Below are 20,545 nucleotides of genomic sequence, written 5' to 3'. Positions count from 1 at the left end.
GCAATCGATTACGTATTCAGTAAAAAAATAGTTAACTATTTTTCAAAACTGTGGGGGAACGTTATTGAATGCTAGGGTTTGTTATCGATATTATGTAATGCATCCTACTTAAATTTTTTTGAAAAATTAAATAAAAAATGAAAAATAATGGTCAAAGTCGTGACGTGTTCTACGTTTCTGATGGAACAGCGATTACTTGCGAGACATTGGGACACGTGGTTTTAGGGCAATTTCCGTTCACTGCGAATGAGAAAACGTTTCCATTTGTCGAAAGCGAACATAAGCTTGATGAACTCATTAGGGAAATTAATCAATCTTATGAACGTAACGGTGTAAAGCCGTTAGTGTTTTTCTCCATTGTTGTACCCGAAATTCGCACAGGTCTTATGCAGTCTTCTGCGTATTGCTACGATGTGTTGGAGAGTATTGTGGCGCAAGTAAAGGACGATTTGCAGCTAGAACCGAAACCTAAGTTGCAACGTTCTCACAGCGTAGGGAAGGATACGGATAAGTACTTCGATCGTATTGCAGCAATTGAGTATACTCTTGCTCACGATGATGGGATTTCACTCAAGAACCTTGAGCAAGCTGATATTATACTGCTTGGTGTCTCTCGAAGCGGTAAAACACCAACAAGTCTTTATCTAGCCATGCAATTCGGTTTGCGTGTGGTGAATTATCCTTTTATCGATGATGATATTAAGCGTCTTCGATTGATGCCTGAATTTGAAATTCATCGTCACAAACTGTTTGGTTTAACCATTGACCCTGGGCGATTAACCGAAATACGAGAAAATCGTTTGGCAGGCAGTGATTACGCAAGTACTGAGCAGTGTCTTCAAGAGCTGGCAAGTGTGGAGTCTTTATTTAGACGAGAAGCAATTCCGTACATCAATACATCCTCATTATCCGTTGAAGAAATTTCAACCAGAATCCTCGAAAGAGCTGGGCTAAAACGCCGAGTGTTCTAGAAAACGACCACGAACTCACAGTGAATCTTAACGGGAACCGATATAATGTCGGTTCTTTTTTTATCTTGAGTAACAAGCATTGTCCTTCAATATCTATCTGTTTGCTTTACTTTGCGGCATTGTCGTTTTCATTATCGCGTTGCTGAGTCTAAAAAGCATAGCTAGCGGTAAACAACGCTTTTTGTTTTCGGCTGTCGCTAGCGTCCTCGTTTGTGGCGTTTCTTTGGGTATTTGGTCACAAATGCGCAGTACACTTCCTGAGCCCGAACCTGCTGCACCATTTAAAAATGGTGAATCCATGATGCAAGAACTGCAGCAAGCATTAAAACAAAACCCTAATGATGCGAAAGATTGGTTTAGGTTAGGGCAGCTTTACATGCAAAGCTCTGAGTTTGATGCGGCGATTACTTGTTTTGACTACTCAATTCGACTGTCTGAGACTCCTTACGCAGGTCAGTACGCGGCAATAGCGACGGCGAAGTACTTCGATGAGTCGCAAACGATCACACCTGAAGTGCAGCAGTTTCTTGATAAAGCGCTCGAAATGGATGAGTACAACGACACCGCATTGCTACTTGTTGCGTCTGACTATTTTCTACATTCAGAACACACTAAAGCGATTGAAATTTGGACGAAAATCCTTGATTCAAATCGTCCAGGAATTGATAGAGCGGCTATTATTGAGAAAATTAATCAAGCGAAACGCATGAGCGGCAATTAAATGCTTATTGGTAATCTTTAGAGCTTCAACTTTTGTGAGTATAGATAAAGCCACCATACATGTATTTAGTGGCTTCTGCGCCTAGAATCACGACCTTACTTCCCACCGTAAGCTTATCGCTATGAACTAGATTCGAAAAGCTACACCAAATTGCAGCAGAGCCTAGATTTCCCCAATGTTTAGCATCATTGATGATCTTACTCGGGTCTATATCCAAAGCTTCAGCCAGCATGCTATCGATTCTCCCACTTGCTTGGTGGGGGATGATGTAGTCAAAATCGTCCAGCTCAAAACCTTGCTCTCTCAGCGCGAGAATACTCGCTTGAAACAAGGCTTCACCACTTTTACGGACATCGGTTGCGCTATGATGAAAGCGCGCCTTTCCCGCTTGAGTGTAAACAGATGCAGAGCCGCCGTCGAGAGATAAACCCGGTGACTTATCTATACCAATCTGACCAGTAAAACAGTGCGATATCGTACCTATTCCTTCGCTTGTCTCAGACCCAATAATAACCCCTCCAGCACCGTCTCCCATTTGCATGTAATTCACCAACTGAGACTGGTCGAGAAAACCTTTGTCGTAATCGAAATACACTGACCCTGTTTCACTACCCACAATGGCGATGGGTTTGTTGAGCATAGCAAGGCGCGGAATGGCTATTTGTAAAGCACTTGCGAAACCTGTACAAGCTTGTCGCAGTTCCATAAATGGACCTTGGTATCGAAGCTTTTCGGCTACCCATGCGATGTTGGGAGGAAGCTGAGTGTCTGGCGTTGTCGTATGGCCAATAAGATAATCAATATCAGAGAGAGTATGTTGAGAGTTTGCGAGCAAATCTTTAATGGTATGAACTGCAAGATCAGAGTTGCTCGGATTTGGCTCGCTAGTATGAGTCTGAATGCTGCGTGAAAAATGACGACCTTCAATGCCTAGAAAAGGCACTATCCTTGCTGCCACTCTGGCAAAGCGTTTTCCGGAAAGTTGCTCAAGTGCTCCGAGTAGTTCCCCATTTGATAAGTGTTGTTCGGGAAATTGATGGCTGGCGGCAAGCAGTGAAACGCGCCCGGGTAGAAAAGTTGCAGTCATAAATTATCCCTCTTTAGTCTCGAAAATCATGTCTAGATTTACTCCAAGTACTTCAAACGCGTCACGTTCGGTATTGAGTAGCTCATATAGCTTGTCTGAGATGTTGATGTTCAGCTCACGCCATCGAGATTTATCGTATCCAAGTTCTATGGCGTGAAGCTTCGATACAGAGACATGCCTGGCCTCATCCTGTTTGATGGCGCGGCAAAGGAGAGTAAAAGGATGATGTGGTCCCAAAGAGCCTTTCTCAATAAACAGCATCAACTTACACACTAGGGCATCCAAACAAGCGATTTGAGCAAAGTGCTCTTCGAATGTTTTTCTTGCTCCCAATGAGGCAAAGAATCGCTGGCTGCGTCTTTTTATTGCAAGTATATCTGCAGGTTCTTCAATTTGATGACGAACCCACTCTAGAGCCTCTTCATGGTATTTCTCATCGGCAACGATACGCTCAAAATCGTTGGCGGCAATTGCTAAGGGACTTTCTTTTTGCCTCACTGATTCGTTGTAAAACACCCATTGAGAAGATTGTTCACCACATACTAGCAATGGCAAAAGGCGTGAAAGTGCCTTGCGTTCCATGTCGGTAAATTCAAGTAGTCGATGTTGGTATTCGTGCAACCAGTAGCGAACTGGACTTTCGCTAGGCACATCTAGTGGCACAGCTGGAAAACAAGGTTTCATGGTCACTAACACATCCTTTTTACGACACACAATATAGTTAGACCGGAAAGTTGAGAATTTCTTTCATCTGTTATTTAAATCTATGATGAAATGGTTCGAAAGTCCTAATTCCCTCATAAACTGTAGTTTAAATTTTGTCGGATTTAGCTCTATGATGAACAGAAGCTTATGTTTTCTTCATCGGAGGTAAAGTATGGCGAACATAGATAATGTGTTGGTTCCTAACGGTTTGGTTGAAGGGCGTGTACTCGCTAAGAAGCAGTGGACAAAAAAGCTCTTCAGCCTTGAAGTGGCAGCATCGATAGAGACTTATGTCGCTGGTCAGTTTACTAAATTGGGTCTACTGAACTCAGACGGCGAATGGGTTCGTCGAGCTTATTCTATGGTGAATCACCCGAAACATCCTTATGGCAAAGATCATCTGGAGTTTCTCATCATTGCCGATGACAACGGTCAACTGTCGCCGAAATTAAACGACCTAGAGGTGGGAGACAAACTGTTTGTCGGTAAACAGCCTTCGGGTTTTATGACTCTAGAAGAAATACCGGATTATGCCAAAGCGCTTTGGATGCTCTCTACTGGTACGGCGATTGGTCCCTTTCTCTCTATTTTAGAAGATGACTCGATTGCCAAACGCTTTGATAGCATCGTTCTTGTCCACGCCGTCCGAACCCAAAGTGAATTAGTATACTCAGACTCTATCGAATGCGTGAAAAACGCGTTGGGCGACAAGTTTCATTTCGTTTCTGTGGTGTCAAGAGAAGCGCATCCCACTAGTCTTAGAGGTCGAATTCCCGAGTTACTACTTAATAGGGAGGTTCAGAAACAGGTGGGATTAGCGCTGAGTGCGCCAGACAGCTTTGTATATATTTGTGGAAACCCTGCAATGGTCAAAGATACAAGTGAGACACTGCTAGAGCTAGGACTTACTAAACATCTGCGTCGTAAGCCGGGTAATTTTGCGAGTGAAAATTACTGGTAGCCGCTAATAGGTGTAGCCTACACCAAAGTAAGCAGCCTCAAGACCGGTGTTATAACCTACATCAGCGGTGAAACCGGTGACGCCAGTTTTAAACAACAATCCAATATTGCCATTAAAACGGAGTGATGAGTCATAAGTTTTGATTGGAGAACCATTGAACTGCTCTTCGCTTCGGTTGGCAATTCCGGCACCAACATAACCGACAAAATTCTCACTAAAAGATTTTACTAGACCCACATTAAGAGCGAAATCATCATTGTTAGGGCCCGTTCCACCAGCCAAGTTGCTGTAAAAGCCGAAGCTTAAATTACGATCGTGATAAAGACCTACGCCAAAACCACCGTCACTAGTTGTGCCGACAGAAACGCTGTTGTAAGTGCCTGCAAGTAGGGGAGAGCTTACTACGCAGAGAACAAGTGCGAGATGCTTTTTCATAGAGCGCCAATTTAGGTGTCTGATAGTCATAGACTTAATGGTAGCAAAAAGCCCCAACTAAGTGGTTGGGGCTTTAACTAATAATCGAATAGATCACAGAATCATATTAGTGAAATATTAGTACTTCGCTTCTCTTGCTTCTGCTTCTTTGTCCCACTCAGGTACGACGGTTTCTAAGAAGTGCTGTTTCTCAGCGTTCATCTTATCCATATCCATACCTAATGCTGCTTGAGCTTTCTCTTTAGTCGAGATATCAGGGATTTCTACCGGATCAGTGATACCTTTCTTAGCAAGCAGTCGGATAAGTTTCGCACGTGCATCTGCTGCTTTGTCTACTGATGTACCAAGCACCTCAAGTGCCACTTCTGGAGCGTGCATATGCACACCATGAGAAGCGATGGCATAGTCCCAGCGCCATTGTGCATGACGAATATCCATCAAGATAGGTTTCATCTCTTCTTCTGTCGCACCTGCATCCCATGCAGCACCAGCTTCAAAGTGAGCGGCAACGATTTGCTTTTCAGCGGTAAGCTTCATATTAAGAACCTGAGCTTTGCGCGTTGAAACGATGCCTTGTAATTGCTCTTTCGTTTGAGTGTGACAATTAGCACAAGTATCTTCGAAGCGATCAAATGGGTTACCAACTTTGTGGTCAGTAAAGACCGTACCGTCTTCTTTGGTCACTTTAGGCATATGACAGTCAACACAAACTACACCGTTCTTACCGTGGATACCATCACGCCAAGTTTCGTATCCTGGGTGTTGAGCTTTTAGCATTGGCGCTTTAGAAACTGCATGTTGCCAATCTTTGAAGTTCAATGCATCGTAGTACTCTTCCATTTCACCAACAGTTGTTCCCATATCCCACGGGAACTTAACCGCTTTCGTTGGGCCAGTGAAGTAGTACTCTACGTGACACTGAGCACAGACAGATGCTTGTTGGTCTAAGCGAGATTGTTCGTCAAACTTCTTGCCAATAGCTTCGAATGCACGTTCTACATACGGCTTTGCGATTGCCAATGCAGGCTCGCCGTTTTTAAACGCGTCACTGCGAGTATCGTGACAGTCAGCGCAGCCTATAGGGTTAGAGATTTCTGCACCTAGTCTTGCCCATTTGCCTTCAAAGTAGCCATCTTCGCCACGTTCATCGATCACACGACCAACATCTGGGCTTTTACAGCTCCAACATGCCATCGGCATAGGGCCTGATTTAGGATCTGTTGGACCGCCTGTTCTCAGTGTTTGTCTTACATCGTCTAACGCATAAAAGTGACCGCGCGCCTTATTATAGTCTTTAGCAAAGCCATAGCCTGCCCATAGGATGACCATATTAGGGTCATGCGCTAACGCATCTTCTATTTCTTCACTTTCACTTGTTTCTTTCCACGTTTTATATTGATCGGGATGATCTTTTTCGTAGGCTTGATTTCGAGGGTCAATCAACCCTTCTTCTGATGCTGCATAAGCTGGCACACTCGCGGCGCCTAATAGAGCTATTGCAGCAACGGAACTTAGAATCCAGTGCTTTTTCACAGTGTTATCTCCATATTCTAATTTTTGAAATGCGTTGTGGGGCTATTTCCCTAAATAAGATTTGGAGACGTCTTATCTTATTAAGACCTTGTTAATATTAGCTCATATTCATTAATACTTAATTACATGTCGGGGCGTTTACTGTTTTAGATCAATTTATCTAAGTGATTGAGTTCACATCTATTTTCAACTAACCCTAAAGGGGTAGGAGTCGTTGTTTGTTATGATATTAATTATCATTTCTAAATGGAAGTTATGTAAAAATTCACACACAAACATTAGTGATATTGCTCACTAATTACCTCTAAAGTGATAGGCAAATAACACATCGGAAACTATGATCGTCCTGTGAAGCGTTGTGGCTCATCCTAAATAAGAATTGATTACATTTCGTTGGTAATGACTTAATTCAAGTAATTACTAGAGGAAAGTTATTAATTATTAATCTGACTTTGTAGGTTTTACCTTCAATATTGGGTTTAAGGAAAGGATACAATGGGCAATGTTAAATTGACCATGGTGATAATGCTTCAGGCCCTCCTAGCATTTACTCTCTATGGTTATTCACTCAATGCCTTAGCTGATGAAGCAGCCCTCGAAAAAGAAGGGGTATCTCAACGGCATAAGGTAGAGTTGATTCGTGACAAGGACTATAAATGCGTTCAGTGTCACAAAGACTCTAAACAGACACTTGCTGGCTCTCACGGAGAGGACGCAATCGAAATCATTGGCAGCGAAGTTAATTGTACTCAATGCCACAGTAATATCGGACCAGATCACCGTGACGGTGGTTCTACGGTCATTAAATATCATCCTGCGCAGTCTCAGCCGGGTTCCGATAAAACATGGTTAGACCCTGAAGCTATCCTCAAAGCAAACAGCCGATGCAACGAATGTCATCAGCCGCAATATTTGCGCGAAGATAGCTGGACTCATGATGTGCATGCGAAAAACCTAACCTGCACCAATTGCCACTCAGTGCATGCCGAGAAAGCGAAAGTACTTTCTTACGACCACAAAGCAACTATTAAGATGTGTGTCGATTGCCACAAAGACTTCAACGAAAAACGTGAAGAGGAGGGCAAGTAATATGAGTTGTTCAAGACGAAATTTTCTCGCTGGCACAGGCGCTGTCATCTTTACCACGGGGGTGGCAACAACTTCAGTGTTAACTTCTCGACAGTCGGTAGCGAGTGATGACACCAAAAAAGCGGTGCGCTATGGCATGTTGCATGATGAAAATGCCTGTATTGGTTGTACCGCTTGTACAGACGCTTGTCGTGAAGTCAACAAAGTACCGGAAGGTGTTTCCCGCTTGGAAATTCACCGCTCAGAGCCTATTGGTGAGTTTCCAGATGTGGAGTATCGATTTATTCGTGATTCCTGCCAACATTGTGAAAACCCTCCTTGTGTTTATGTGTGCCCAACAGGTGCAGCTTATAAAGATGAAGAAACAGGCATCATCGATGTACACAATGAAAAATGCGTAGGTTGTGGTTATTGCTTAGCAGCATGTCCTTACCAAGTGCGCTTCTTCAATCCGGAAACTCGCTCTGCAGATAAATGTAACTTCTGTCGTGACACCAATTTAGCCGAAGGCAAGTTACCGGCGTGTGTGGAAAGTTGTCCAACTAACGCTTTGGTGTTTGGTGATTTGAATGATCCAAACAGCGATATTAATAAGATGAAGAGTATCAAGGTGATATACCGTGATAAAGAACAATTAGGGACTAAGCCTAAACTGTTCAAAGTTCCGTTCCATAAGGGGGAGGTATAGTATGAGTACTTGGGAAACTGCCTTTCATTTCGACTCTCTTGTGTGGGATTGGATTATTGCGATCTATCTATTTTTGGCTGGTATGTCCGCGGGTTCTGCACTGATAGCGATTTATCTTAAGCGAAAAGTCATAGAAGGCGATCCAGCGCAAAATGGCATCCTGAAAGCTATGGCCTGGTTGGCGCCATTTGGCATTATTGTTGGTCTGTTGATCTTGGTATTCCACTTAACCAAGCCACTCGAGTTTTGGAAAATTATGATTTACTTCAACCCAACGTCAGTGATGTCGATGGGTGTGATCTTATTCCAAGTCTACATGGTTGTCTTGTTTGTGTGGATTGGCATGATTTTCAGAAAGCCAATTATGGATGTTTTGGGAAGCAAGTTCGATTTTGTAGAGAACATTCTGATTAAGTTCGAGAAAATTGAGAATGGTTTGGAGTTGTTTTTAGGTTTCTTAGCTATCGTATTAGCGGCTTATACTGGCTTCTTATTATCGGCACTGAAAACCTATCCAATGCTTAACAACCCCGTGCTTCCGATTTTGTTCTTGTTCTCAAGTCTGTCGTCGGGTGCCGCTGCAAGTCTATTGTTTGGGATTTTGGTGTTTAAAGAAGATGCGCATAGCCCAAGTGTCAAATGGGTACACAGCTTTGAACGTCCTGTCGTTTTGTTCGAACTGTTTGTCATCGTTACCTTCTTTACCGGTCTTATCTTTAGTGGTGGTCAAAACGAAGCGGCCGCTTGGAATGCTATCGGCGGTGGATTCTGGTCTAACTGGTTCTGGTATGGCGTTATCGGTATGGGTATGTTGTTACCTTTGGCAATGAACTTCTTTAGTTCTGAAAAGGCAAAGCATAACCACGGCTTTATCCTAGTCGTCACAAGCCTTAGCTTAATCGGTGTTTTGATGCTACGTACGTTTGTGCTTTATGCAGGCCAAATGACGGTAGTCTAAATATACTATCCCCGTGAAAGCGGGGATCTTCTAAAGCACTCTCTGCACAAATCTATATCGAGTGTGTTTTAGAAGAGTAACAGAGTCGTTTTCACTCTTGGCAACAACATAGAGGTTACATGATCGGGTACATTGGATTATTCACTTTGATAGTCGTTGCTGTCACGAGTAGTTTAGCGAGCATGAGCGGAGTCGTCTCCTATCGACTGCCGGTGCAACACAGACTGCACCTAGATAAAGTAGTGCAGTTACTGACATTACTAAGCATGCTATTTGCGGTTGCTGCCATCGTAATACTTGCTGTCGCCTTCGCTGTTGATGATTACTCAATAAAATACGTTTCAGACAATTCAAACAGTCAACTTCATCTTGGTTACAAGATTGCTGCCACCTGGGGTGGCCATCAGGGGTCGATGCTATTCTGGGTTGTGACACTGTCACTGTGGGGTGCGGCTCTTACTTTCATTCAAGGCTCTGTCAGGCGACATGCTATGTGGTTAATGCAGCTTATCGTCGCCATATTCGCTTGGTTTACATTGCTTGCGTCTAATCCATTTGAATTAAATGCCGTAATACCAACTCAAGGCAGAGACTTAAACCCCATGCTTCAAGACATTGGCCTGATCATTCACCCGCCATTGTTGTACGTCGGCTATGTCGGGTTTGCATCGGTATTAGCGCTAGCCTTGGGTTCACTGTTTACTTCGTCTTTGGGAACTTCGGCCAGTTCAACCCAATGGGTGGTAAGCGCAAGAGTGTGCGCTGTGGTTGCGTGGCTATTTTTGACTGCGGGTATCGCTGTCGGCTCTTGGTGGGCGTATTACGAACTCGGTTGGGGAGGCTGGTGGTTCTGGGATCCTGTGGAGAATGCCTCATTGCTACCTTGGTTAACCAGTTGCGCGCTAATACACACTATGATGCTTGCTAAACACCGTCAGTTGGTGTTCTGGACCTATTCTCTTGCATTCATTACGTTCTGCTTGAGTATCCTAGGCACCTTTATTGTTCGCTCAGGCGTATTGACTTCTGTTCATGCATTTGCGGTCGACCCAACCAAAGGTTTCAGTTTGTTGGCGATCTTAACCATCATCTTTGTTCTGGCTTTTGTTTCTTTGATATTACGTTCGGATAGCCTTCATTCTAAGGCTATCACTGACATTCGAACCAAACCTTTTCTGATACTTATTGCTGCAAACCTGTTTACGTTGGCGACTATGGTTGTGGTATTTGGTACGTTTTATCCTATGGTGTATGAGCTTTTGGGCTTAGGCAATATTTCTGTGGGTGCACCGTATTTCAATTTGTTGTTTGGTCCACTCTCAATTTTTGCTTTATTTGTCATGGGTTTTGTACCGTTTTGTCGGTGGAAATCTGATGAGAAACGAGTGCTTACCCCACTCATGGCGGTCTTGTTTGTTGCCAGTTTAATCGCCGCATTTGCCGTCGTATTGTATTACTCACAACATAACGCACATGTTGGTGCAGAGTGGTCGTTTTGGGCATTTATGACGGTCTGGGGCAGTGTGTGGGTGATGCTGTCTCATCTGCGGCTATTGCACAGTCATAAGATGAATCGTGGCCTGTATGCAGTAATATTGGCACATGTTGGAATTGCGGTGGCCGCATTTGGCTCTGCGATGAATGCTGAGTATTCGTATGAAATGACAAGAAAGCTAGGACCGGGTTCTAGTGTAGAGTTTGGTGATTTTAACGTGCGCTATCTTGATACCCACCTCTATGTTGCTCGCTCGTTCAGTTCAGAACAAGCTGAGATTGAAATTACTCCACTATCGAATCCTTCAAAAATACAACGTGCTTATCCTGAGAAGAGACACTATCCCGTACGCGTGATGAACATGACAGAGCCTTCTATGACGCCAAAATGGGATGGCGATATATACATATCATTGGGTGATAAAGTGGATGCTGAGCACTACGCGGTTCGCATCCAGTTTAAAGCTTTTGTGCGATGGATATGGTTTGGGGCGTTTTTGGTTTGTTTATCTGGAGTTTGGATGCTCTTGTCTCAGTTATTCTCTATTAAGCGTGTGCAATGTGAAAATAGTGTAGGAGACACTAATGTTGTTTAGGAATATCGTAATCACTGGCTTCCTCTTATTATGTTCAATCCTAGCGCCAGTTGTTCATAGCTCGGAGAGCCAATTCGTGGAACTGTTTGAATTTGATTCACCCAAGCAGCAAAAACAAGCGATAGAACTGGCTAAAACACTACGTTGCCCGATGTGTCAAAATCAGAACTTAATTGAGTCAAATTCTCCGGTCGCGAAAGACATTCGTCTAAAAGTGTTCGAATTAATCAAACAAGGGAAAACAAACCAAGAAGTGAAGGACTTTATGGTTGCTCGTTACGGTGAACATGTTCTTTATCGACCATCCATGAGTCGTCACAATGCGTTGCTATGGGGAGCGCCTATCATGTTTGCACTGGGGCTTGTCGTGGTTATCTTTGTTAATGTAAAACGAAAGTCTCAATAATATCTAGTTGATCTTTCAACGGTAATTGTATATTCCTTTAACCCTATTGGTACAAGTAGGGACGGTTGTACATGTCATATTTCATTTCCTCGGACAAACGTTTATTAGATATTCCTCTCATCCATAGAGAGTTAGCTAACAGCTATTGGGCTAAAGGCATTCCTCTCGACGTGGTCGAAAAATCCATCGAACATTCTCTTTGTTTTGGTGTGTATACCGCCTCTAACGAGCAAGTTGGCTTCGCTCGAATGATAACTGATAGAGCGACGTTTGCTTATTTAAGTGATGTATTTGTAGTTGAAAAAGCAAAAGGAGAGGGGGTGGGTAAGCAACTCATTAAAGCCATTGACGAACACCCAGAGCTGCAAGGGTTAAGACGTATCATGCTCGCGACAAGCGACGCTCATGGATTGTATCGGCAGTTTGGTTATCAAGAGGTTAGTAACCCGCAAATCTTAATGCAAAAATGGAATCCTGCGATATATGACTAAATCTGCTGTCACGTTCGACACTATCTCTGAACACCCTGAGTTTAAGGCTACCATTGTTGATTGGTATTATCATCAGTGGGGGAAAAGAGATCCTAACAATTCACTTGAAAGCTATACGACCAAGCTTGATGATTTACTCGAGAATGGCGGCATCCCTGTTAGTGTCGTCGGTGTGCAAGATGGTGAATTGGTTGCGACCGCACACTTGAGACTAAATGAAATTCCAAGTTTCGAGAATTACGAGTTTTGGTTGGGTGGCGTTTATGTGCATCCATCGCGTCGAGCGTCAGGGGTAGCCTCGCAGTTAGTGAAGCAAATGATAGCAGAAGCCAAACAGCTCGGTATCGAGACACTCTACCTTCAAACAGAGAACCTGACAGGTGGGCTCTACGCCAAACTAGGGTGGGAGAAACGGCATCAACTCAATAATAAGGGTGTTGAAGTCATCGTCATGGTAAAGGAGTTAAGCAGTGACGCCTAAACAGCAAACATTTCTAAACCAGTATTTAGAACAGTTAACTACCTCAGAGCGAGCAAGCATAAAAGATGTGATTGCCGAGCATTTTTGTGGCGATGAATACAATGCCAACAAATGTGCGAAGCTAATTAATGAAGGTATTAAAACCGCTTCATGTAGCCTAAAAGCGGGGTATGAGATTGAGCAAGAACCATTGCCTCAAGTTGGGCGGTTGTCTGTTGTTTTGGACTGGGACCAAAATCCTATATGTATCATCAAATTGACATCGGTTGAGGTTTGTCCGTTTAATCAGGTATCTGAAGCGTTTGCTTACGCAGAAGGTGAAGGTGACAGGACCTATCAATGGTGGAAGCAAGCGCATCTACGTTTCTTTGAATGGTACGCGAATGAACTGAACATCACATTTAGTGAGTATGATGACTTGGTGCTTGAGCGTTTTGAAAAAGTGTTTCCGAGGTAATTAACCATGCTTACTCTAGAGACACCTCGATTGCAGCTGAGACAAATTGGTCGTAGTGACTTCAAGCTTTTCCGACTATTACACCAAGATCCAGAGATTATCCGTTTGTGTTTTGATGCCCCTTCGATGGACGAAATTAAACAACGATTCGAAGAGCGACTACCGGTTTGGCAGCCAGGTAGCGATCAGTGGTTATGCATGACAATTGTGTTAAAAAGTAATCAAGCTAAAGTCGGTGTTACAGGGTTCAAGGTATCAAATCGTGTTGCAGAAGTCGGTTACCTCATGCTCACCGAATATCAAGGGATGGGTATTGCTACAGAGTCGCTAAAATGCGTTCTAGATTGGGGAATATCGCAACTCGACGTCTCAAAGTTTAATGCTGTCGTAACTCAAGGTAATCATGGCTCCGAACGAGTGCTAGAGAAATGTGGATTCCACATTAAAGCGATAGAGAAAGAGGCGTATGTTATCGGAGGAAAAACGTACGACGATATTATTTATCAGCGCAATGTGACGAAGAGAGGAGAGTAAAGTGATAAGAAATGTTCAAGAGACAGACAGTATAGCTATTGCTAGGATCTACAATCACTATATTGCTCATTCGACATGTACGTTTGAGGAACACCCTGTAACCGATGCAGACATGGCTGAGCGTATTCGCGTTGTTGTTGATTCCGCTCTACCTTGGTTGGTGTATGAGCATCAAGGACAAGTGGTTGGCTATTGTTATGCAAAAAGATGGAATGCACGCAGTGCTTACCGATTTACAGTTGAGTCCTCTGTGTATGTTGACCATGAAACACCAATAAAAGGTGTAGGTTCCAGATTATACGATGCACTGTTTAATGACTTACAGACACGTGGTGTTAAGAATATTATGAGCGTTATCACCTTACCAAATGACGCCAGCGTAAAGTTTCATGACAAGATGGGAATGCAGCAGGTCGGTCACTTTAAGCAAATCGGATTTAAGTTTGAGCAGTGGTTGGATGTGGGCTATTGGCAAAAGGTTTTAGATTGATTAACGCCCTATAAATTTTCTTGAATTTATTTTGGTACTGTCCCCATATTATCCTTAGTTCACACTTTTTTTAGGCAACACATTCTGAACTGAGTGATTTTAGCGTTTAATAGATTTTGGAATCATCATGGGCAAGCGATACATCATAAGCAGCAAACATCACGACAACTTTATGTTGCGCCAACAACATGTAGATAAAATAGCCTTGGTGACCGAAGGTGGAGGGCAACGAGGAATCTTTACCGCAGGTGTTCTTGACGCTTTTTTACGTGCCGACTTCAATCCATTTGATTTGCTTATTGGTACGTCCGCTGGTTCGTTGAATCTCGCTTCCTATATCTGTGGACACCAAGGTCATGCCTATAAAGTCATAGCAGAAGCAACTCGCCATCCCGAGTTTTTCAAGCTCACTAAATACCTCTTAAGTGGCGAGGGGTTGGATTTAGACTTTTTGGTCGACAGTGCGGAAGTCAATATTCCACTGAATTGGGATAAGGGCTCGGACCTGTTGAAGACTAAACAGGTTATAGCGGTCGCCACACATGCTCAAAAGCTGACCTCAGAGTGCTTTGATGTCACGGTTGATAACTGGAAAAATGTGCTAAGGGCGTCATGTGCTATTCCCGCATTGCATAAAAACCCCGTTGTGTTTGATGATGCACGGTGGCTGGATGGTGGTGTTTCAGCTCCAATCCCGGTAGAGGAGGCTTATCGTCGAGGCTACAAACATATTGTGGTCGTTCGTACTATGCCTATCGATTTTGACGACCATCATCCGCTGTTGGAAGCCATTTTAAAACGAGCGCCAACTAAAACGATGAGTGAACTATCAGCAATTCTTATCAAGCATGAGGAAAGCTATCGTAAAACACAGCGTTTTCTCGCATCACCACCTGATGACGTTAACATTTACGAAATCTCGCCGGCAATAAATCTTAAGTCTTCAGTTATTGGCAGTACTAAAAAACAACTTGATGCGGATTATATGCATGGTGTGCGTTTAGGGCGCTTATTTGTGGAAAGCGTCGGCAGAAAACTCGATATTCCCTATACACCATATAAACGGCATAAAATCGTGACATCAGAATTTGCCAATGATGATGCTTATCACCAAAAAATCGATGAGGTTTGGGAGAATCGAACTCGCGGTCATTTTAAAGGCGCGATGGATTGTGATATTGCTTGGGTCAATGTCAACCCACAAAACCTGAATCGAGCGTTGGTTTTAGTACAAGGCCGCAATGAGTCGTGTTGGAAATATAAAGAGTTAATGTATGAACTCAGCCAGCATTTTAGTGTTTACTCTTTTGATCATCGAGGGCAAGGTGAGTCAGAACGATTGGTTGAAAATAGCGAGTTGGGTCATATTGATCAGTTTGTCCATTATGTGGATGATTTAGCGCAGTTTGTCGAGAATGTGGTTCGCAACAAAGACAGCGATGAAGTGATGATGTTGGCGCACTCAATGGGCGGAGCGATTGCGACGCAATTTATTGCAAAATACCCTGACACGATTAAAGCGTGTGCGTTGACGAGTCCAATGTTTGGAATCAAGCTACCTAAGGTGGTAGGTGGCATACAAACCGCAACGATTAAGATGATCAGTCAGCTGCAGAAAACGCCGCACTTTGCACCCAAGCAAACTGCGTTTGTAACCAAAACGTTTGAAGGAAATGATCATACAAGTAGTCCAACGCGTTTTAAAGCATACAGTGACCTATTGAATAATCACCCCAAACTAAGACTTGGTGGAGTGAGCCCCAAGTGGATTACGGAAGCGATGGCTGCGGGTAAAACATGTATTTCCCAAGCGAAAAACATCAAAACGCCAATCTTAATTATTCAACCAGAAGGTGACAATGTCGTTTCCCTATCGGCACAAGATTCGTTTAATGAAAAGTGTACGAGCTCTCGAATATTGACCATACCTCACGCAAGACACGATGTGCTCATTGAAGCGGACCGCTATCGAGATTGGGCATTGAAACACGTTATGAATTTTTATGACCACAAGCATAAATTCATGTAGTTCGCGCAATGTGAGAACACGCGGGACCATCTGATAAGGAATAACGATGACCACGCTAAAAACTCGTCCTACAACAGAAGACCCCAGTGCTTTTATTGAATCAGTTAAGAATGAGCAAAGAAGGAGAGAGGCTGAGACTTTGCTCACAATGTTTACCAAAGTGACTGGGCGGCAACCTGTTATGTGGGGAGAAAGCATTATCGGCTTTGGCGAATACCGTTACACTAACACTCGAGGAACGTATTCTTGGATGATGACGGGCTTTTCGCCACGGAAACAGAACCTGACCCTTTATATCATGCAAGGCTTTGACAATCTCCAATCCGAACTGGAGAAACTTGGCCAGTTCAGAACGGCAAAGTCATGTCTTTACATAAATAACCTATCAAAAATCGACCTGAAAGCTTTAGAGTTACTGCTTGTAAAAGCAGTAGCAGAAATGGAGTCTAAATATCCTTGTACCTGAAAGCAGGCTCTAGACAAAAAGAATGACCTGAGTAAAAAGGAGTAACTCAAGTGAGCGTAACTTTCCGCGAGATGCAAATCGCCGACTACGATAACGTGATGACTTTGTGGCGGCAAACTGATCATATGGTGATTCGAGAGGCGGATAACCGCGACAACATCATTGCTTATCTAGATAAAAATCCGAATATGAGTTTTGTGGCCATCCTACATGGAGAAGTAGTGGGTGCTGTCTTAGCAGGAACAGATGGGAGGCGTGGCTACCTGCAGCATTTGGCGGTTGCATCCCAGCATCGTGGAAAACGAATAGGTAAAACACTGGTGGAGAAAGTGACGGACTCTTTTGCTCAAATTGGTATCGAGAAAACGCACTTATTTGTTAAAGCTGACAACGAGGCTGTACAAGAGTTTTATCGTTCTATGGGGTGGGAAGTGCGAAAAGAAGTCAAAATGTATTCATTCAATGCCTCTGCAAACGTCGATATTTAATTTTAACCTTAATGAGTGAAACCAATGAGCCCCATTGTAGTAAAGACCGACACGGTTATCAGGCCTGCAAGTCCATGGTCTCGTTCTGTACATATTTTCCTTAAGTTCTTAGAGCAGCAAGGCATCCATTACGTTCCTAAAGTACTCGCTCTGGATAACGATAATGAGACACTTTCATTGGTAAAAGGCAAAACATTTAACTATCCGTTACTTGAGGAAATAGCCAGTCTACAGGCACTGGAAACAGCGGCGAGACTGCAAAGGCGGCTTCATGACGCGAGTGTTGGATTTATTGAGCAGTATGATGTCGCACGTTTAGATTGGATGCTGAGCTCAGACACCGAATCTGAAGTTATGTGTCATGGGGACTTTGCACCCTACAACGTGGCATTAGAGGCGAATAATGTCGTCGGGGTATTTGATTTTGATACCGTTCATCCAGGCTCAAGGTTGTGGGATTTATCGTATTCTGTCTATTGCTGGGCACCTTTCAAAACCAACTCGGTAGATAAACTCGGTGATATCGTTCAACAAGTACGTCGGGCAAAAGCATATCTGGATGCGTATGAAATAGATACAGTAAGCCGCTTTAAATTGGTTGAAACGATGGTGTCTCGTTTAAGGTATCTCGCCAGCTTTATGGAAGACAAGGCCAATGAGGGGGATCAAGGTATGCAGCAATGCATAGAGGAAGGTCATAGGCGCAGCTACCTCAACGATATTGATTATCTGCTACGCAACTATGATGAGATTACTCGTGGCATTCGATAGGCTTGTCTAGTCAGTAAGTGACTGGTTAACTTTAGCGCGAATAACTCTGGCTGTGACAGTTGCTGACGCTCCGCCGTCAGACAACACATGCAGAGTGAACTCGGGGTTCATATCACCAGAAGAACCTTGTGCTGCGGCGCTGCCTGCAGAGGCTTCCGCTCCAATTTCAAATTTCCATTCACCGTCTTTCCAATCATCGACCAACTCTTGTGTGTTTAGAAGAATCAATACTTTGTATGAACGTGCACCCCAGCCAGCACCGAAATCAAGTCGTTTGACCGTAAAGTAGATATGTGGCTCAGCACCTTTTATTACCATAACACCTTCGCCGCCTCCGACACCCACAACAGGGACTTTGGTCACTTTCATGTTTGCAACACCGTACGCTAATGCTTCATTCATTTGAGCTTGCAAGTGTGGTTCTTTTTTTAGTAACTCCGATATAGTGGTTTGCGCCATAGTGTCGAGTTCATTCCGCTCGGCTAATTTTTGCTGTTCACTCAATGATGAACATCCACTGGCGATGAGAATAATAGCTAGGAATAATAATCGGCGAAACTTCATGTTACATCCTCATCTTAATGTGATGAATTGAATCGAACTAATCTGTGGCACGCATAATAGGGTAGAACACTAGGTGATAACAATGGCCGTCAGGTAAAATCATGGCATTTTATAATATGAGAAGGATAAAGCGCATTGGCCTCGAATCACATAGGCGTGTTGTCAGAATCTACCTAAGCATAGTCGATAGTTTTCATACAGATGACACCGAAGACTATGGCAAGGGTGATCATGTCATCAATCTCTATCTAGAGATGCGTGTACAAATGGTTTTATGACCTATCATTAAAGCAATTAATCTAAACTTAACACCTTCAGGGAGTTGTGAATGAGTGTTTGTTTCCCTCAATTTTTAAAGACTAATGCTATTGCAGTATTTGTTGTATTCGTAATGTCGATGATGAGTGGCATTGCCTTAGCTCAAGATGATACTCCTACTAGGGTACCACCTCCAAAGGCTCAAGTAGCCTTAGACAAAATTAACGCGGAGATAAGAGATCTTTCGGAATCACTCAAAGCTTCTAGTGGAGATCAAAAAGACGCTATTCAATTCCGCCTCTTCAATAAAAACAATGAGCTAAGAGATGTCATCGGTAGCGCGGTTGAATCTAATGATTTACCAAAAGATATGCTCATTGAACAGGTACGGTTCCAGCAAAAATATACAGAAGGCGCGAAAACTTATCTAGAAGATAAGTTAAAAACGGTTGGAGAGCAGTTCAATAGCGCTAAAGCTGAGAATAAACTGTCCATTTTAAATACTTATAGTGAAGTTCAAGACTATTTGAACGCCACCTTTAATGCGGCATGGCAAAACCTGATGTGGCTGAACAAACTTGGAGTTCAGGATGAGAGTGGTGAAGCGCAGTTTGAAGTACTAGTCGCGAAAAACCTGAGGTTAACGTCAGCGTCGATTGAATATTTCAACCAACAGGTGGAGGCGATCAATTCTCAGTTGGCATCGGCGCCAGAAGGAGACAAAGCTGCACTTCAAACTAGTCAGTTAGTGCTTAAGCAGCGTATTGGCATTGAAACAGAAAGTCTTCGTAATTTGATCGTTCTAGGTGATGACGTTGGTTTAGAAACGTCTGAATATAAAAGACAAGTATTCTCTGTAACTGGGAATATCACTCAAGACATTTTAGATTCAAAAGTGTTGATTTCGCTGTTGAGTTATTGGTGGAGTGCCGCCGTTGATTGGCTAGGCGATAACGCACCACAGCAACTATTCCAAGTGTTTATATTCATTCTTATTCTTTTTGTTACACGCGCCGTTGTAAAACTGGTACGCAAGATTGTGACAAAAGCAGTTCATAACAAGAACTTGAAGCTCTCTCACTTGATGCAGAACTTCTTTGTGTCTATGTCGGGAAATATTGTTTGGATTATCGGTATCATGGTTGGGCTGTCACAGATAGGGCTTAATTTAGCGCCTATCTTGACGGGTTTCGGTATCGCAGGTGTGATTATTGGTTTTGCGCTACAAGATACATTATCTAACTTCGCAGCGGGTATGATGCTTCTTATCTACCGCCCATTTGATGTTGGTGATTTTGTTTTTGCTGGTGGTGTAGATGGTAAGGTAAGTCATATGAGTTTGGTCAATACCACGATTCGCACCTTTGATAACCAAATTATCATTGTTCCTAACAGTAAGATCTGGGGAGACGTTATCAAAAACGTTACTCACGAGCGTACTCGTCGAGTAGATATGGTGTTTGGTATTGGTTATGGAGATGACTTGCTCAAAGCTGAATCTGTTTTACATGAGATTATCGAGGCTCACCCTGCGGTTCTTAAATCACCAGAGCCTAACATTCGAGTTCATACACTGAATACCTCATCAGTAGACTTCATCGTTCGACCATGGGTAAAAACAGATGATTACTGGGATGTGTATTGGGATGTGACTAAAGAGGTTAAATTACGCTTTGATAAAGAGGGCATTTCTATACCTTTCCCTCAACAAGACGTGCATTTACATATGGTGGATAAATTGAAGTCTGAGTCTAACGCATAGTATCAACACAATTATTCATTGATAGGGCTCTAATTTCATAAATTAGAGCCTTTTTATTATCTGTAACATTAGTTATTAAATAAGTTGAATATAAAAGCTCAGAGGTACGA

At 43.1% G+C, this 20,545-nt stretch carries 23 protein-coding genes; 18 read left to right on the top strand and 5 right to left on the bottom strand.

The genetic code is table 11. The features are described 5' to 3' along the window. Positions 1–137 precede the first annotated feature (137 nt). Both ppsR and VME0621_RS19160 read left to right on the top strand, forming a co-directional pair. Positions 138–971 carry a posphoenolpyruvate synthetase regulatory kinase/phosphorylase PpsR gene (gene ppsR, locus VME0621_RS19165; RefSeq protein ID WP_062459633.1) on the top strand — a complete coding sequence of 278 codons (834 nt, stop codon included), beginning with the start codon at positions 138–140 and terminating at the stop codon, positions 969–971. Positions 972–1,050: 79 nt separating this feature from the next. Further along, a complete protein-coding gene (locus VME0621_RS19160; RefSeq protein ID WP_062459636.1) occupies positions 1,051–1,692 on the top strand; it encodes a TPR domain-containing protein in 642 nt (213 codons plus the stop codon). Positions 1,693–1,717: 25 nt separating this feature from the next. On the opposite strand, the gene VME0621_RS19155 is transcribed toward VME0621_RS19160, so the two are convergent. Then, a complete protein-coding gene (locus tag VME0621_RS19155) occupies positions 1,718–2,779 on the bottom strand; it encodes a 3-oxoacyl-ACP synthase III family protein (protein WP_062459639.1) in 1,062 nt (353 codons plus the stop codon). A gap of 3 nt (positions 2,780–2,782) precedes the next feature. Further along, the gene (locus VME0621_RS19150; protein ID WP_062459642.1) at positions 2,783–3,469 is read right to left on the bottom strand and encodes a hypothetical protein; all 687 of its coding nucleotides are present in this window, start codon (positions 3,467–3,469) and stop codon (positions 2,783–2,785) included. Positions 3,470–3,656: 187 nt separating this feature from the next. On the opposite strand from VME0621_RS19150, the gene VME0621_RS19145 reads away from it, so the two are divergent. After that, positions 3,657–4,445 (top strand): ferredoxin--NADP reductase, encoded by a 789-nt coding sequence (locus VME0621_RS19145; protein WP_062459645.1) that lies wholly within the window; start codon positions 3,657–3,659, stop codon positions 4,443–4,445. A gap of 3 nt (positions 4,446–4,448) precedes the next feature. On the opposite strand, the gene VME0621_RS19140 is transcribed toward VME0621_RS19145, so the two are convergent. Beyond that, the gene (locus VME0621_RS19140; RefSeq protein ID WP_062459648.1) at positions 4,449–4,880 is read right to left on the bottom strand and encodes a hypothetical protein; all 432 of its coding nucleotides are present in this window, start codon (positions 4,878–4,880) and stop codon (positions 4,449–4,451) included. 117 nt (positions 4,881–4,997) lie between these two features. Then, a complete protein-coding gene (nrfA, locus tag VME0621_RS19135) occupies positions 4,998–6,413 on the bottom strand; it encodes an ammonia-forming nitrite reductase cytochrome c552 subunit (RefSeq protein ID WP_006074229.1) in 1,416 nt (471 codons plus the stop codon). 495 nt (positions 6,414–6,908) lie between these two features. On the opposite strand from nrfA, the gene nrfB reads away from it, so the two are divergent. The 14 genes from nrfB (at position 6,909) to VME0621_RS19065 (ending at position 17,851) form a co-directional block, all read left to right on the top strand. Further along, positions 6,909–7,502 (top strand): cytochrome c nitrite reductase pentaheme subunit, encoded by a 594-nt coding sequence (gene nrfB / locus VME0621_RS19130; protein WP_062459651.1) that lies wholly within the window; start codon positions 6,909–6,911, stop codon positions 7,500–7,502. A gap of 1 nt (position 7,503) precedes the next feature. After that, the gene (gene nrfC / locus VME0621_RS19125) at positions 7,504–8,190 is read left to right on the top strand and encodes a cytochrome c nitrite reductase Fe-S protein (protein WP_062459653.1); all 687 of its coding nucleotides are present in this window, start codon (positions 7,504–7,506) and stop codon (positions 8,188–8,190) included. A gap of 1 nt (position 8,191) precedes the next feature. Next, a complete protein-coding gene (nrfD, locus tag VME0621_RS19120; RefSeq protein WP_006074224.1) occupies positions 8,192–9,148 on the top strand; it encodes a cytochrome c nitrite reductase subunit NrfD in 957 nt (318 codons plus the stop codon). 119 nt (positions 9,149–9,267) lie between these two features. Beyond that, the gene (locus VME0621_RS19115; protein ID WP_062459656.1) at positions 9,268–11,238 is read left to right on the top strand and encodes a heme lyase CcmF/NrfE family subunit; all 1,971 of its coding nucleotides are present in this window, start codon (positions 9,268–9,270) and stop codon (positions 11,236–11,238) included. Beyond that, positions 11,228–11,644, top strand: coding sequence for a cytochrome c-type biogenesis protein (locus VME0621_RS19110; protein ID WP_006074220.1), 417 nt, complete (start codon positions 11,228–11,230; stop codon positions 11,642–11,644). The genes VME0621_RS19115 and VME0621_RS19110 overlap by 11 nt, the downstream gene beginning before the upstream one ends. 71 nt (positions 11,645–11,715) lie before the next feature. Next, on the top strand, positions 11,716–12,135 hold the full coding sequence (locus tag VME0621_RS19105) for a GNAT family N-acetyltransferase (protein ID WP_062459659.1): 420 nt from the start codon (positions 11,716–11,718) through the stop codon (positions 12,133–12,135). Continuing rightward, entirely contained in the window at positions 12,128–12,616 is a 489-nt protein-coding gene (locus VME0621_RS19100) for a GNAT family N-acetyltransferase (protein WP_062459662.1), read from the top strand. The genes VME0621_RS19105 and VME0621_RS19100 overlap by 8 nt, the downstream gene beginning before the upstream one ends. After that, positions 12,606–13,073, top strand: a complete 468-nt coding sequence (locus VME0621_RS19095; RefSeq protein WP_006074215.1) for an ASCH domain-containing protein — start codon at positions 12,606–12,608, stop codon at positions 13,071–13,073. Before VME0621_RS19100 ends, VME0621_RS19095 begins: the two co-directional genes overlap by 11 nt. Positions 13,074–13,079: 6 nt before the next feature. After that, positions 13,080–13,607, top strand: coding sequence for a GNAT family N-acetyltransferase (locus VME0621_RS19090; protein ID WP_006074213.1), 528 nt, complete (start codon positions 13,080–13,082; stop codon positions 13,605–13,607). 1 nt (position 13,608) lies between these two features. After that, a complete protein-coding gene (locus VME0621_RS19085; protein ID WP_006074211.1) occupies positions 13,609–14,097 on the top strand; it encodes a GNAT family N-acetyltransferase in 489 nt (162 codons plus the stop codon). A gap of 127 nt (positions 14,098–14,224) precedes the next feature. Further along, positions 14,225–16,126, top strand: coding sequence for an alpha/beta fold hydrolase (locus VME0621_RS19080; RefSeq protein WP_062459665.1), 1,902 nt, complete (start codon positions 14,225–14,227; stop codon positions 16,124–16,126). A gap of 46 nt (positions 16,127–16,172) precedes the next feature. Further along, positions 16,173–16,592, top strand: a complete 420-nt coding sequence (locus VME0621_RS19075; protein WP_062459668.1) for a DUF1801 domain-containing protein — start codon at positions 16,173–16,175, stop codon at positions 16,590–16,592. Positions 16,593–16,663: 71 nt separating this feature from the next. Beyond that, entirely contained in the window at positions 16,664–17,080 is a 417-nt protein-coding gene (locus VME0621_RS19070) for a GNAT family N-acetyltransferase (protein ID WP_062459672.1), read from the top strand. A 24-nt stretch (positions 17,081–17,104) separates the two neighbouring features. Beyond that, positions 17,105–17,851 carry a phosphotransferase enzyme family protein gene (locus VME0621_RS19065; RefSeq protein WP_062459675.1) on the top strand — a complete coding sequence of 249 codons (747 nt, stop codon included), beginning with the start codon at positions 17,105–17,107 and terminating at the stop codon, positions 17,849–17,851. 6 nt (positions 17,852–17,857) lie between these two features. Here the strand turns inward: VME0621_RS19065 and VME0621_RS19060 are convergent, their stop codons facing one another. Next, the gene (locus VME0621_RS19060; RefSeq protein WP_062459678.1) at positions 17,858–18,415 is read right to left on the bottom strand and encodes a lipid-binding SYLF domain-containing protein; all 558 of its coding nucleotides are present in this window, start codon (positions 18,413–18,415) and stop codon (positions 17,858–17,860) included. A gap of 328 nt (positions 18,416–18,743) precedes the next feature. On the opposite strand from VME0621_RS19060, the gene VME0621_RS19055 reads away from it, so the two are divergent. Then, positions 18,744–20,435: a mechanosensitive ion channel family protein gene (locus VME0621_RS19055; RefSeq protein ID WP_006074200.1), complete on the top strand. Its 1,692-nt coding sequence runs from the start codon at positions 18,744–18,746 to the stop codon at positions 20,433–20,435. Positions 20,436–20,545 lie beyond the last annotated feature (110 nt).

It is taken from the genome of Vibrio mediterranei (assembly GCF_900088415.1).
Taxonomy (GTDB): Bacteria; Pseudomonadota; Gammaproteobacteria; order Enterobacterales; family Vibrionaceae; genus Vibrio; species Vibrio mediterranei.
Note: the sequence above shows the minus strand (reverse complement) of the source record. Positions and strands in the feature narration are given on the sequence as shown.